8 protein-coding genes are annotated in these 12,493 nt (G+C 68.9%); 7 read left to right on the top strand and 1 reads right to left on the bottom strand.

The annotated features are described in order from the left end of the window. Positions 1 to 11: 11 nt before the first annotated feature. The 7 genes from OG474_RS45020 (at position 12) to OG474_RS44990 (ending at position 8,761) form a co-directional block, all read left to right on the top strand. Entirely contained in the window at positions 12 to 3,119 is a 3,108-nt protein-coding gene (locus OG474_RS45020; protein ID WP_405059844.1) for a hypothetical protein, read from the top strand. A gap of 113 nt (positions 3,120 to 3,232) precedes the next feature. Beyond that, positions 3,233 to 4,789: a phage tail sheath family protein gene (locus OG474_RS45015; protein WP_405059843.1), complete on the top strand. Its 1,557-nt coding sequence runs from the start codon at positions 3,233 to 3,235 to the stop codon at positions 4,787 to 4,789. A gap of 26 nt (positions 4,790 to 4,815) precedes the next feature. Continuing rightward, entirely contained in the window at positions 4,816 to 5,265 is a 450-nt protein-coding gene (locus OG474_RS45010) for a phage tail protein (RefSeq protein WP_405059842.1), read from the top strand. Then, the gene (locus OG474_RS45005; RefSeq protein WP_405064681.1) at positions 5,265 to 5,723 is read left to right on the top strand and encodes a hypothetical protein; all 459 of its coding nucleotides are present in this window, start codon (positions 5,265 to 5,267) and stop codon (positions 5,721 to 5,723) included. Before OG474_RS45010 ends, OG474_RS45005 begins: the two co-directional genes overlap by 1 nt. Next, positions 5,669 to 5,878, top strand: coding sequence for a DUF6760 family protein (locus tag OG474_RS45000; RefSeq protein WP_405059841.1), 210 nt, complete (start codon positions 5,669 to 5,671; stop codon positions 5,876 to 5,878). The genes OG474_RS45005 and OG474_RS45000 overlap by 55 nt, the downstream gene beginning before the upstream one ends. A 1,097-nt stretch (positions 5,879 to 6,975) precedes the next feature. Beyond that, positions 6,976 to 8,319: a hypothetical protein gene (locus OG474_RS44995; protein ID WP_405059840.1), complete on the top strand. Its 1,344-nt coding sequence runs from the start codon at positions 6,976 to 6,978 to the stop codon at positions 8,317 to 8,319. Positions 8,320 to 8,323: 4 nt separating this feature from the next. Next, entirely contained in the window at positions 8,324 to 8,761 is a 438-nt protein-coding gene (locus OG474_RS44990) for a phage tail protein (RefSeq protein ID WP_405059839.1), read from the top strand. 1,645 nt (positions 8,762 to 10,406) lie between these two features. Here OG474_RS44990 and OG474_RS44985 read toward each other — a convergent pair. Further along, positions 10,407 to 12,158, bottom strand: a complete 1,752-nt coding sequence (locus tag OG474_RS44985; RefSeq protein ID WP_405059838.1) for a DUF222 domain-containing protein — start codon at positions 12,156 to 12,158, stop codon at positions 10,407 to 10,409. Between the last annotated feature and the right edge of the window lie 335 nt (positions 12,159 to 12,493).

Raw genomic sequence — 12,493 nt, 5'->3', positions numbered from 1 at the left:
ATGCTCCGGGAGTGGAGAACGACTACGCGGACGCGAACGTCGGGCCGGTGGCGCGGCCGGCGGGGCCGGAGGGAGCGGCGCCGGATGTGGGGGCCGGGAACCTGGCGGTGGCTGACAGCCGGCAGCAGGTTGAGGTGTTGCGGCCCAAGCTGCTGGATGGCGCCAAGGTGCTGCAGGTGACGTACGACGCGCACAACGAGGCGTTGCTGAAGCTGGATGAGCTCGATGCCGCCGGCGATCTCACCGAGAAGGGCATCAACGACCGGGCCGCGCTGACCGCGACGCGGGATCAGCTGTTCAAGGACCTGGTGCAGGCGAATCAGGATCTGTTGATGCTCGACGACGTCGCCGTCAGTCCGCAGCAACTCAACAACCTGCTGGTACGGCGAGGCGCGACCGCCGGGGTGGCATCGCAGACCGAGGCGACTCCGGGCAGCACGCAGCTCGGACCGGATGGCATTGTCACGACGAAGCCTGGGTCGGTCACGACGAGTGTGGCGGACGGCGTCTCGAGCACGCGGACTGTTTCTTCGACGAGCACGATCGACTCGTCCGGATGGTCGAGCAAGAACTCCGACACGACGGCGACGACGAGCAAGACCGCGGAGGGCACGCTCGACACCAGCAGCAAGTCGAAGACGAGCGGGACGTCGATCGGTCCCGGCGGGATCACCAAGAGCTGGGGTGAGCAGTCGTCCAGTTCGTCGACGACCGAGGCCGGGGTGACAACCTCGAGCAGTTCCTCGACGTCGCAGACGCTCGGGACCGGCGGCTACACCAAGAGCACCGAGGTCAAGGACGACAAGACGGCGAGCAAGAACACCTTCGGTGTCACCCGTGGTGGCGGTCAGGTCGGCGTGAACTCGAGCAGCTCGACGACCGTGGACGGTCTGGAGAACAAGACCAGCAAGGGCGGCGGTCTGATCGCGGGGCCGGACGGTGTCGGCGCGACCGGGAACTACGGCACGTCGTCGACCAAGGAGAAGGACGGGGTCAAGTCCACCAGGACGGCCGGCCTGGACGGGAAGTTCCTGCTCGACGTCGCCAAGGTGGAGGGCGAGCCGCCGCGCTACCAGCTCACGATGACGATCAACCTCGGCGGCAAGCTGGGCGGCGCCGAGAGTGAGGAGAAGGAGTCGGCCAAGACCGGCATCAAGACCTCCTTCGGTGCGACCGCCGGCGCCAGCCTCTCCGGTACGGCGACCTTCGTCCACATCTACACCGAGGACCAGACGAAGCGCTACCTCGGCGCGGTCGACGCCAAGACCGCGGGCTCCGAGAAGGAACTGCAGATCATCAAGCTGGTCTCGGAGAACAAGCTGGACGCCGCGAAGGCGCTGATGACCGGCCTGAGCTCGGCGCTGTCACCCTCGGCCGCGTCGCAGCTGGACGACGGGGGCAGCGCGTCGTTCGAGTTGTCGGCCGGCGTCGAGGGTGGTGCCGACGCCGGCGCGAGTGGCGGCGGGTTCGGCGGCAAGCTCAGCGTGTCCGGCAAGAAGGGCACGAGCCTCAAGCGCAGCGTGTCCCGCAAGGGCGACAAGATCAGCATCACGACCGCGGAGACGGAAACCGACAGCGAGACGGGTGCCGGCTCAGTGTCCGCCGGAGCAGCCTCGATGGGCGTCAGCGGGACGAGGTCCGGCAAGCAGGCCGACTCCGTGACGTTCGAGCTGGACCAGAAGGATCCGGCATACGCGCAGCACTTCTCGGAGATCTCCGGCCGGCTGACGATCGAGAGCCTGCGCGCCTACGCCACCGCGCACCCGGGTCTGACCGCCAGCGACACCGCGACCACCAGCACCGACAACAGTGTGACGACGACCGCGGGCGTCGCCGGGGTCAGCCTCGGCATCTCCAACCTCAGCGGCTTCGAGACAACGACCACCAAGGATGCGAAGGGCACGACCGAGACCAACACCGGTAAGGCCGGCGGCGGTGCCGAGCTCGACGTCGCGGGCCTGGTCAAGATCGGGCACTCCGAGAAGACAGCGGTCAGTACGACGATCGACCCGGGCGGATCGGCCACCGGCGATCTGAGCCGGACCACCTCGGACACCGATCTCGGTGCGACCGCGAAGAAGTTCGCCGAAGGCTTCAGCAAGAGCCCGATCGCCTCGACCGCGGCCCTGGTGACCGGTGCCTCGAAACCGGCCGAGGAGAAGACCGAGGTGGTCGGCATGAAGCTGGCCGACTCCGACTTCGACCGGATCTACGGCGCGGCCCAGGACCCGACCGGCTGGGGCCGTCCGGTGTCCCGGCCGCGGGACCGGTCCGGCTGGATGTCGTTGCGGTCGCAGATCGTGGCCGCCGGCAACGACCACAAACAGATCGCCCGCTTGATCGCGCACTACGGCGACGGCGTCGACGACGCACCGACGTACCTGGCTTCGATCGTGCGCGGTGTCGGGCGGACCGACGGCGGCGCGATCTACGAATGGCCGGGGGAGCTCAGCGCGGAGAAGGCCGGCTTCGGGAAGCTGGTCGAGGACGACGCGGTGGCGCCGGTGATGGCGCTGGAGGGCACCGGGAAGAACAAGGAAGCGCTCGAACTCGTCACCACGACCACGACGAAACTCGACAAGCTGGCGACCGACATGCTCGCGAAGCGCAACGAGTTCAGCGAAGGCGCGTTCGGCGAGATGATGGTCCGGCTGTCGGACCGGCGCCGGGAGCTGGCCGGGCGGGCGTACCTGATCAACCAGCGGGTCGCGGTCGGCGGGCCGGACGCGCTGGCGGCCAGCGGCCCGCCCACCAAGGAGCAGTCCGAGCAGGAGACGGCCGAGGTGGCGAAGGCGACCGCGAAGGTCGCGATCGACGGGCACAAGCAGGCGCTGACCGGGTTCGAGGCGGCGCAGGGGGCGCAGTTCTGGATCATCCAGAAGGAGCTGGCCCGGCGCGACGACTGGTTCGGCAAGCCGAGTGTGATCGAGATGGAGGGCGCGTTCAGCAACCTCCGGGACAAGGTCTACCCGCCGTGGCGGGACACGCTGGCGAAGATCCGCGAGGCCGCGAAGCAGGCCGGCCTCGACGAGAACGCCGCGGCCACGCCGGAGCCGAACAAGCTCTACTGCAACCACCTCCACCACGAGGCCTTCGGCAACGACATGTTCACGCTCTGACTGCCCGATTGTGCACGGCGGACTGCCCCCGGCCTCGTCCGCGCGGACGTACCGCGCAGAGCCCCGGACGGGAACCCTTAGGGGCGAGACCAGACCAGCTCGAAGGAGTGAAAATGCCGACCTACCTGTCGCCCGGTGTCTACGTCGAGGAGGTGGAGGCCGGGCAGCGGCCGATCGAAGGCGTCGGTACCGCGGTCGCCGCGTTCGTCGGCTTCGCCGAGAAGGGTCCGCTGAACACCCCGACGCTCATCACCAACTGGACGCAGTTCACCCAGACCTTCGGTGATTTCGTCGAGGGGTCGTACCTGGCCCACGCCGTCTTCGGCTACATCCAGAACGGCGGCTCGGCGGCGTACATCATCCGGATCGGTGGCGAGTCGGCCGGCAACGGCCAGGCGCCCAAGGAGCTGCCGGCCGGTGCGCCGCAGACCACCCTCGGCCACTACAAGGTGACCGCGATCGAGAGCGCGAACGGCAAGAACCCCGATGTCACCGTCGAGGTCGCCGACAGCGGGACCGAGAACGCGCCCGAGGGTTCGATCAAGCTGACCGTGCGCGCCAACGGCCGTCCGACCGAGGAGTACGACCCGGTCGTCCCGGACCGGCGTGCCGACAAGGCGAACAACGTCGCCACTGTCGTGAACGCCAAGTCCAAGCTGGTCAAGGTCGAGGAGCTCGCCCAGTCGGCCGCCCTCGAGCCCGTTGCCAAGGGCAAGAAGTCGCTGGTGGCCCCGCCGTCGGCGGACGCGACCGGTGAGGGCGTCGGTGCCGCCGACTACGTCGGTGACGTGGCCGACCGGACCGGATTCTCCAGCCTGGAAGCGATCGACGACGTCACGATCGTCGCCGTACCGGATCTGATGAGCGCCTACCAGCGCGGCGCGATCGACCTGGAGACCGTGCACTCGGTCCAGCAGGCCGTCATCACGCACTGCGAGCTGATGGGCAACCGGATGGCGATCATCGACACGCCGCCCGGGCTGAACGCCCAGCAGGTCAAGGACTGGCGGATGAACCAGGCCGGCTACGACTCCCGGTACGCCGCTCTGTACTGGCCCTGGGCGAAGACCTTCGACCCGGCGTCGGGCCGCAACATCCTCGTCCCGCCGTCCGGTCACGCGGCCGGTATCTGGGCCCGCACCGACGAGTCCCGCGGTGTCCACAAGGCCCCGGCGAACGAGGTCGTCCGCGGCGCGATCGCGCTCGAGACCACGATCACCAAGGCCGAGCACGACCTGCTGAACCCGGTCGGGGTGAACGCGCTGCGGTCGTTCCCGGGCCGCGGCATCCGGATCTGGGGCGCGCGCACGCTCTCCTCGGACCCGGCCTGGCGCTACATCAACGTCCGCCGGCTCTTCAACTACATGGAGGAGTCGATCCTCAACGGCACCCAGTGGGTGGTGTTCGAGCCGAACGACGACGCGCTGTGGGCGCGCGTCCGCCGTACCATCAGCGCCTTCCTGGTCAACGAGTGGCGCAAGGGCGCGTTGTTCGGGCTCACCCCGGACGAGGCGTTCTACGTGAAGTGCGACCGGGAGACCAACCCGGCCGAGGCGATCGACGCCGGTCAGGTGACCTGCCAGATCGGCATCGCGCCGGTGAAGCCGGCCGAGTTCGTCGTGTTCCAGCTGTCCCAGTTCTCCGGCGGCACCAGCCTGGTGAACGAGTAACCACCTAACCAGACAGGGAGATTCTCATGCCGCTCGCAGACGCCATGGACATGGCGACCGCATATTCCTTCAGTGTCTCGATCGACGGGGTCGAGGTGCCCTACGTCATGGAGGTCTCGGGCCTGAAGGCCGAGGTCGACATGATCACGTACTCCGAACAGGCCAAGGACGGCAAGTTCGTCGCCCGTCAGGTGATGGGCCGCAGCAAGGTCGGGCAGTTCAGCGTCACCCGTGGCCTGACCGACTCCAAGACCGTCACCGACTGGCTGAAGTCCGTCATGCAGGGCGACATCAAGGGCGCCCGGAAGACCGCCGAGGTCTGCATCTACACCTCGGACGGCTCGCCGCTGAAGCGCCTGAACTTCCGCAACTGCTGGATCAAGGACGTCGAGCTCGGCGGCACGTTGAAGGCCGGCTCGACCGAAGCGCTGACCGAGAAGTTCACCGTGTGCTGGGACGAGATGGAGTACGCGTGATGCGTCGCGCCCACAACACGACGCTGGTGGCGGACGCGGCTCCCTCGGAGTCCGCGCCCGCCCCGGCGGCGGTCAGCCCCGCGCCGACGCTGCGCACCGAGTTCGACTTCGAGCTCCCGCGCGGTTACGTCGACGCGGACGGCGTCGTCCACAAGTCCGGAACGATGCGCCTGGCAACGGCTCGCGACGAGCTGCTGCCCTTGTACGACGCACGCGTCCAGGAGAACCCGGCCTTCACCACGGTCGTCCTGCTGGCCCGCGTGATCACCCGCCTCGGCGACGTCTCGCGGATCGACGCCCAGCTGGTGGAGAACATGTTCGCCTCCGACGTCGCGTTCCTCCAGGACCTCTACCGCCGGATCAACTCCGAAGGCCACACCCGGGCCGCCGTCACCTGCCCGTCGTGCGAGCAGCAGTTCGCCGTCGACATCGCCGGTGGCCGCCTGGGGGAATCCTGACGTACGCGACCGGCCGCCTGCAGGAGGAGATCGCGTACGTCGCCTATCACTTCCACTGGCGCCTGGACGACATCCTCGATCTCGAACACCCGCAACGCCAGGCGTTCGTCACTGAGATCTCCAAGATCAACCGCCGCATCACCGAGGGGGACTGATGATCGGCCAGCTAGCCGAGGGCACCCCGTCGACCTTGCGCCCGCCGAGTGGTGACTGGATCTCGTCCTGGCGCTCGCCTGCGTTCACGGGCGACATGGCGCACCAGCTGGACCCCGCTGGTCCTAGCGGTTTGTTGTCCGACCTGGTTAGCACTGGAGCGCCCCGCATGTACGGCGGGGACTCGGCTCTGGACGTCCGCTCGCACAGCTCGCTCCCTGGTGCGCTGACTGGTGAGGATGGGGGAACCGGCGAGGCTCCGGCGGCTGTCGGTCCCATTGGTCGCGTCATCCAAGCAGTCCGCAAGGCGTTTGGTGGGAACCGTTCTGCCGGTGGGTCTGGGGGTGCAGCACCGGGCTCAGGCAGTGGGGGCGGCAGCGGCTCTGGCTCCGCCCTCGGTTCCGGCGCTGGGCCCCTCCTCGGTTCAGGCCCAGGCATCGGGTCAGCCGCTGCAGCGCTCCTCGGCTCTGCCTCCGGCTCGGGTTCCGGCTCGGGCTCGGGCTCGGGTTCCGGTGATGGGGCCGGCTCTGGCGCAGCCCTCGGCTCAGGGGTTGGCGCACTCGCGGGCTCAGGCTCAGGCTCTGGCGCCGGTGTCGGGGCGGTGGTCGGTTCGGGTTCTGGCGTAGGGCCCCTTCTCGGTTCAGGTCCGGGCCTCGGTGCCGGAGCCGAGGCGGCCATCGGCTCTGGTTCCGGACCAGGTTCTGGGGGAGCGCCCCTTCTCGGCTCAGGTCCAGGCCTCGGTTCTGGCGTTGGTTCAGTTGTCGGCTCCAGCTCCAGCTCCGGTTCCAGCTCGAGCTCCGGTTCCGGCTCGAGCTCGAGCTCGGGCTCGGGATCGGGTTCGGGCCTCGGGTTCGGGCCGAATATTGGCGCGGTCGTCACGGCTGCCTCCGGGCTTGCGTCTGGCTCCACGCCCGGCACTGGCGGCGGGCCCAGCCTCGGTGGCGGACCCAGCCTCGGTGGTGGGCCGAGTCTCGGCGGCGGGTCCGGCCTCGGCGGGGCGGCATCCGCGGCGGGCGCACTGCTTGGCAGCGTGGGATCGGCCGGCTCCGCCGTGTCCGACGGACAGCTACCTCTAGCACGCCCAGCCCTTGCAGCACTCATGAATGAGCCAACGTTCGCCGAGGTCCTCGCCGGCGGCCGAGCCGCAACGGCCAGTTCTGCACCGTCCCTCGGTGCAGCTCCCGCCCTCGCCTCCGCACTTCAAGGCAGCTCAAACCCGGCCGCAAACGCCAGCTCCGGTACGGCGGCCGCCGCCTCAGCGCTCCTCGGCACACCTGGTGCGGCAGCCTCGATGCCGTTGGCACGCCTCGCCGCTCCGGGATCGAGCCAGGTCACCGCAGCCCTCCCCGCCGACGCCCGGCGCGCCCTCACCGTCCCAACCCTCCAGAACCTGCTCCCCACCCTCGCGCCGATGACCAGCCCGGGCTCTGGTTCCGCCGAGGTGGCCCAGGCTCTCGAGGCGATTGCTCCCGGCACCACCGCTGCCGGTCTGCCGGTGGCCTCTCAATCGGCCGGCCCGGCGGCTCCGGCAGGGGCGCCTGCCGGTCTCTCCCGCCGCCGGGCCGGCCTCGGGGCCCCGCTCGCCGGACCGCTCCCGTCCCAAGCACTACCGGTCGCCTCCCCATCCGGCCCGTCCGCCACGGCCTCGGCCGCGGACCTAGCCGCCGCCGGTTCCACCGAGGTGGCCATCCCCGGTTCCAGCGCAGCAGCCGCCGCATCCGCCGTACCGGCCGCTGCACCGTCCATGGCACTCGCCAGATCGCTTGCCGGAAGCAACCAAATGCTTCCGGTACCGCCGGTCGTCACCGGCGCCTTCCAAGACATCGCCGGCCGTTCCGGAGCCACCGTGCCCCTGCTCGGAGAGCGCGCTCTCAGCTCCGACGTCAGCGAGATGCTGTCACCCCCGGCCGGCGGCGACGGCGCAACTCCCGCCCAGCCGATCACCTACCTCCCGCCCCACTCGGTCGACAGCGCAGGCCCCTCCGGCACCAGCTACAGCGGCCCCTCTGCTTCGGCCCCCAGCCCTCGCGGGAACGCCTCCACAGCGGGCCTGTCCAGCCTGCCAACCCTCTCCGTCGCACCGCAGGAAAACATGACCACCGTCGGCAGCCCGGCCGGTGACGCCGGGCGCTCACCGGCGGTGGCCAGGCCGCCCGCTGCGGGGTCTGCCGCGGCGGGCGGTCTGGTCGAAGGCAACGTGGTCCAAAGCGTCAGCGCCAACGACGGCGCCGCCTCGGCCCCGTCCACGCCCCCACCAGCCTCGGCCGCAGCACCCAGTACGGCGCCCGCCGCGGGAACGCCCGCAGCAACCGGGGGAGCGCTCTCCGCCGCCGACGTCGACGGCCTGGCCACACGACTGTACGAACCGATCGCCCGCCGCCTCCGCGCCGAACTGGTCGTCGACCGGGACCGAACAGGCACCCTGATGGATCGGATGTGGTGACCCAATGAGTGGAACCGACCTGACGCCGGCCGTCGGCGTCCGCTTCATGGTGCAGGTCGACGAACTGGACCTCGGGCTGTTCACCAGCTGCGAAGGACTCGGCGTCGAGGTCGTGATCGAGCAACGCAACGAAGGCGGCAACAACGCCTACATGATGCAGATCCCGTCCCGCCTGAAGTTCCCGAACATCAAACTGACCCGCCCCCTGACCAAGGAAACCGAACGCGTAGCCAAATGGATCTCCGGCCTGGCCGCCGGCGTCCAGCGCCGTACCGGCCAGATCACCGCCATGACCACCGACGGCACCGTAGTAGCCCGCTGGGGCCTCATCGACGTCATCCCCGTCCGCTGGACCGGCCCCACCTTCACCAAAGGCCCCGCCGACGTCCTCACCGAAACCATCGAAATAGCCCACCACGGCTTCATAGACACCGGCGCCTAACCCCACCACCGCCGTAGCTGACCGGATGGCGAGCCCGGCGGCCACACATCCGCTGCTCCCAGTTGCCGAACTGTAGTTGCCGCTAGCAACAAGGACACCTGTCAGCTACTCCAGCCCGGTGACCGCCGCCCGCCGGCGACGAGCCGTGATCACTCATCCGGTCCTCTGTAGGCAGCCAATCGCGAGGACGCCTGCCGGCGAACCCATCACAGTCGCCTGCCGCTTCCCAGAGCCTCCCTGCCACAGCTGCAGCAACATCCGTGCTTCCCGCAACCGACACCACCCAGACCACCGCCCTCGCCAACCGCAACCGCAGCTTCGACCGGGGCCTAGGCACCGCTCACGCGATCACCGACCTCGCCGACCGCAACCGCAACCGCAACCGCAACCGCGACCGAAGCCCAGAAGCTGGGGCAACGCGATCACCGCCTCGCCATCCACCCCGGCCACCGCATGCGCCAGCCACCTGTCGCTCCAACGGCCGCGGCGGCGAACAACGACCGCACACCCCGCCCGGCCGCAACCAACCAGCCCGAACCGGACATCCACGGAACCGCACTGCCACAGAGCGGCAGTAAACGTCCGTGGACCTCGCATCCGGCACCTACCGGACGACTGGGAAAGCACCGGCATCTCATCTCACAGCCAGACTTCAACCCGGCCAGCCACGCAGGACGTAGCGGGTCACCGCGCTGCCCGACCAAGACGCGTCGCCAAGCGATCCGGCAGCTGAGGTGACTAGTTGCCGCGCGCAACCAGCTCCCTCGCGACCAACTCCACCGTCGTATGAGTAAGCGGGCTCCTGTTGCGACCCAGGGCCATCAGGCGCGCGGTCGAGCAATCCGGTGTATGGCGCTCGTATGCTGCGCCACCAGACTCCCAGTCACCATGCTCGGTAGGCTGCGAGTGCCGACCTCGATTCTCCGGTGCGTCCGAGACGGTGCCGTGCCTGCCAGCCCGTCACCTGAGCCGACCGGCTGTCGGTTGCCAGCCTTAGTCGTGCGGTGCGGTTGACACAGTGCGTGGCCGCCAATCCGTCACCCCAGCCGACCGGTTGGCGGTTGCCAACCTTCATCGTGCGCTGCGGTTCATTCAGCGCCGTGGTGCCAGTCCGGGATCGTAGGACGCACGCCGACCCGGCACCCGGATCGCGTGGCATCCGGCAAACCGACGCCGCGTGTGGCGCCCGGCAAACCGACGCTGTGTGTGGCACCCGGCAAACCGACGCTGTGTGTGGCGCCCGGCAAACCGACGCTGTGTGTGGCACCCGGCAAACCGGCGCCGGGTTCGGAGGCCCCCGGTCATGCGGTGCGCGGCTCACTAGGGTGCTGCGATTGCCAGCCGGGGATCCTGCGGCGCGCGGCCATTGCCAGCAGTAGCTGGCATCCAGGGATCCTGCGGTGCACGGCCGTCGCCGGCAGCAGCTGGGATCCGGAGATCCTGAGGTGCACGGCCGTCGCGAGCAGCGGCTGCTGGCCGGGGATCATGCGGCGGACGGACATCCCCGGGCGGTGGTCGCGGGCCTGGGATCGTGTGGGCGCACAGCTGATCCGGCGCTGTGGTTGGTGATCCACGAGCGCCGGCTGCCGTTTCGAGTCGGGGCGTGCGCGCGGTCGTGGCCGCGAGCCACCAGCAGTGGGTCGGCCTACGGTCCGGCTGCTGGGTTGTCGTCGGTTGCCCAGGGGTCTGTGTAGCCGGGTGTGAGTGAGAGGAGCCGTTCGCGGAAGGCTTCGCGGCGGGCGATGAGTGCGGCGTTGGGCTGGGTGCTGGCGGCGGGGAGCCGGGTCGGCCGTTCGTATGTCGGATTGCTGCCGCCATCGCCCCAGCTGAAACAGGTCCCGCCGTCCTCGCCCGCGTCGACACGAGCCCTGCTGGCACTAGGCGTGCTGGACTCGCCGGCACGGCTGGCATCGCCCGTACCGGCACTCGCCCCGTCGGCATCAACCCCGCTGTCACCGCCGATGCCCGGACCTGCCCTGCCGCTACTGGACCCACCGTCGCTGTCCCCACCGGCGTTGGCGCTGTTCGCGGTGCTGTGGGCGTCGGCGTCGGTGTCGCGGGCAGGGGTGATCCACGCAGCCATGGCAGCAAGCGCGACAGGATCTGGCGGTGGCGGATCCGCCCAGCTCGGCCTGGTGACGTGGACGACACCGCCGGTGATGGTGATGGTCCATTGGTTCTTGTGAACCGCCCGGTGGTGCGCAGAACACACCAGGGCAAGATTCTGCAGGCTGGTCGGTCCTCCGTCGACCCAATGGATGACGTGGTGGGCATGGCACATCCACGGTGGTGCCTTACACACCACGCAGCCCTTGTCGCGCTTGTTCAATGCCCGCCGGATGTAGCGGTTGACGAAGCGTTGTTCGGTGCCGACATCCAGCGGCTGCGAATCGCCACCGAGCACGATCGGCAAAATCGCGGCGTCACAGGCCAGCAGCCGGACGGCGCCGGCGGACAGGTTCCCGCCGAACACCAACTCACCCACCCCACCCGATGATGCACCCGATCCACCCGTGGCGCCGGTCCCGCCCGATCCATCGTTCGCACTGGCCGCGCTGTTGAAGGCGTCTGGGATGTTGGAGAGGGCGTTTTTGAGGTCGTTGAAGTCGATGGTGACGGTGAGGTGTGGTACGCCGGGGTGGTCGGGGTTGCCTGCTGCAGCATCCGAGATCCCGATCAGCGCGTCGGCTTGGCGTTGTTCCAGGGTGCGGGGGTCGCGTTCGCCGTCGATGGTTTTGTGGGGTTTGGCGAGGGTGTGGATCTGGGTCTTGACTTGTTCCCCGGCGGCGCCGGGCAGGAACCCGGTGATCTTCACCCCGCCCTCAACATCCCGCAGCCGCAGTGACCGTTGCTTGTGGGCTTCGTCTTCGGCGGGTTCGGGGCCGTCGGTGTCGAGGCGGGCGAGGACGTCGCGGCCGAACTTGATGAGTTCGCGGGTGTTGGTGTGCTCGGCAGCCCGGATCATCTCGCGTTCGGCGACGTCCAGGACCTCGACCGGCACCGTCGCCGGCGCCTTCTCCAACGTGGACACGATGACCTTGGCCGAGTCCGGCGCCAGGACCGCCGACTCCGCCGACCCCGACGACTCCGACAGGTCCGACTTCGATGGGTCGGCGGGGTCTGGCAGTGCGTCGGCGACGGCGGAGTATTTGGGGAGGTTCTTGGCGAAGGTGAGGTCTTTGCGGACGTCGGCGGGGACGAGCCGGTAGCGCTGGGCGAGGAGTTCGGTGGTGTCGCGGGCGCCGAGTTCTTGGGCGGTGCCGATTTCGTCGAGGCGGCCCATGGTTTGCAGTTTCAGGGTTTCGACCAGGGCGGCGGTGGCCATCAGGGTGTCGAGAGTCGACAGCAGTTCGCTGCCGCTCTGCGTGTACACCGGTGGCATCGCCAAGATCTCCATACCCATAAGCATAGACATGGCCACCGACAGTTTTCGAGCTCAGAACCCCTTATATACAAAGGAAGTGTGGGCTGTTGGTGTGGGCTGGTTGCCCGTTCAACTTGCCCACACCCAACCGCAGCTAAGTCAGGTGTCGGTGGTCGTGTTGATCGGGGCTTTTCGTCAGATGGCGCCGAAGAGCTTCCGGCTAGCGCCCACTTCACGTACCCAAGCCACAGCCCGTCAGCCCGTCAGCTCCAGGCGACGGGATCGCGGTCGCGGGGCTGGCCATCTGGCTCAGCCATGCGCTCTGCTCGCTGTGCGTTTCAGTTGGCTGGCGTTGGTGGTTGGGCGGG

It is taken from the genome of Kribbella sp. NBC_01505 (assembly GCF_045040285.1).
Taxonomy (GTDB): Bacteria; Actinomycetota; Actinomycetes; order Propionibacteriales; family Kribbellaceae; genus Kribbella.
The sequence above is the reverse complement of the archived record's forward strand: the minus strand, read 5'-3'. Positions and strand labels throughout refer to the sequence as shown.

What these genes read in the sequence shown, in the direction of transcription:
- OG474_RS44985 (WP_405059838.1), bottom strand. Translation starts at nt 12,158, where the DNA reads ATGGAGATCTTGGCGATGCCACCGGTGTACACGCAGAGCGGCAGCGAA.
- OG474_RS45010 (WP_405059842.1), top strand. Translation starts at nt 4,816, where the DNA reads ATGCCGCTCGCAGACGCCATGGACATGGCGACCGCATATTCCTTCAGT.
- OG474_RS44990 (WP_405059839.1), top strand. Translation starts at nt 8,324, where the DNA reads ATGAGTGGAACCGACCTGACGCCGGCCGTCGGCGTCCGCTTCATGGTG.
- OG474_RS45005 (WP_405064681.1), top strand. Translation starts at nt 5,265, where the DNA reads ATGCGTCGCGCCCACAACACGACGCTGGTGGCGGACGCGGCTCCCTCG.
- OG474_RS45015 (WP_405059843.1), top strand. Translation starts at nt 3,233, where the DNA reads ATGCCGACCTACCTGTCGCCCGGTGTCTACGTCGAGGAGGTGGAGGCC.
- OG474_RS44995 (WP_405059840.1), top strand. Translation starts at nt 6,976, where the DNA reads ATGAATGAGCCAACGTTCGCCGAGGTCCTCGCCGGCGGCCGAGCCGCA.